We start from the raw sequence: 740 nt of genomic DNA, 5'->3' as shown, positions 1-740 counted from the left end.
GATGCGAGAAGTACAAGTTATGGCAAGAACAGCACTAACAGATACGCTTTGGGATCAACTGCAATCAACGATGACACAGCATGGTTGCTATCATACTCAAAACAGTCGAGAGGTCATGGAAGCCATACTGTGGAAACTACGCACAGGTGCACCTTGGCGTGACATACCTAAAGAATTGTGTTCTTGGAAAACAGCTTATAGTCGTTTCAACCGCTGGTCGAAAACTGGCTTATGGGCGAATTTTTTTTTAGCTTACAAAAAGAAGTTGATACGGAATGGGTATTCGCAGATGCAAGCTATGTTCGCTGTCACCAGCATGCAAGTGGAGCTCGGCGTGGTGAAGATCGAGCAATTGGACGAAGCCGTGGCGGTGCAACTACAAAGATACACCTATCCTGTGATGCCGATGGATATCCGCTCCATTTTAAAGTCACTGGGGGTGACGTCCACGACAGTCAAGTTGCAGGTGAATTGATTGACATGATTGGACAAGCTGATTACTTCATCGCTGATAAAGGCTATGATTCACAAGCGATCAGGGATAAAGCTTGTATGCATGACATGATTCCTATAATTCCCAAAAGGAGCAATGCTAAAGCGCCTAATCTAGAATTTGATAGCTACCTATACAAACTGCGCCATTTGGTAGAGAACATGTTTGCAAGGCTAAAACACTTTCGTAGTATCGCCACTCGCTATGAAAAATTAGCTCGCAATTTTAAGTCAATGCTTTATCTGGC

1 protein-coding gene is annotated in these 740 nt (G+C 43.9%); it reads left to right on the top strand.

Annotation, left to right across the window (positions count from 1 at the left end):
- Positions 1-19: 19 nt before the first annotated feature.
- Positions 20-740 (top strand): IS5 family transposase gene (locus ACFI32_RS14820; protein ID WP_462627388.1). Its coding sequence is split into 2 segments (ribosomal slippage), with 722 coding nucleotides annotated over them: positions 20-227 and positions 227-740; the frame shifts between segments, so codons are not numbered across the junction. This gene is flagged as partial in the annotation.

The organism is Psychrobacter sp. PSi21, from assembly GCF_054960615.1.
Note: the sequence above shows the minus strand (reverse complement) of the source record. Positions and strands in the feature narration are given on the sequence as shown.